Source organism: Brachyspira sp. SAP_772, from assembly GCF_009755885.1.
GTDB lineage: Bacteria > Spirochaetota > Brachyspiria > Brachyspirales > Brachyspiraceae > Brachyspira.
Genome location: NZ_VYIX01000162.1, coordinates 1 through 711, shown reverse-complemented (window position 1 = coordinate 711; position 711 = coordinate 1). Strand labels below are relative to the sequence as shown.

The 711-nt window shown below is 22.1% G+C and carries 1 pseudogene; it reads left to right on the top strand.

The annotated features are described in order from the left end of the window. Positions 1 to 319: 319 nt before the first annotated feature. Positions 320 to 711, top strand: a pseudogene (locus tag GQX97_RS13255) (hypothetical protein); the annotation flags it as partial.

Here is a 711-nt window from a genome sequence, read left to right as displayed (position 1 = left end):
TATTTTTTATGTCCCAGAGAATAACATCTCCCATTTGAAGATAAGAAAATGTTAAATTGCTTGCAAAAAAAAGTATAGATAGTATTATAAATATAATAGGATATTTTATTTCGCTTTTTACTGATTTCATAATTATGCTGCTTCCTTTTTGTATATACGATTAATAAATTAAATAATAATTAGATAAAAAATATTCGATAAGCAATGATATATAAAAGATATAGTATTGTCAAGAAGTTTTATTATATTTTTATATACATATTGATAAAASAAGTCTTTTAGTATAAAATTAAATTTATAAAATTAAATAAAATTGATTATGCATAGAAATTATTATATTTTAGTATTAACTCTAATAATATCTAATCTGCTATATTCTTTTGGCGGCAGACCTATTACAGTAGAAGAAGTGCGTCCATATTATACTGCATCAGATACTGCAAAAATAGAAATATTTGTCTATACAAATTTAAGTGATAATACTAACTATAACTATTTAACTTTRGCAATAGCAGATTCAATAGCTAATCAATTAGAATATAATAAAACAATAAGACTTCAATCATCAACCAATGTAAAATTAACTCCAGTAGATTTTGAAAGAGCTTATGAAAGAAAAGTTTTTCAATTTACAAATATTACATACACAGCAACAGACTCATCTAGTAATACTGCAATTGTTACAAATTATGAATATTACTATTATACTAA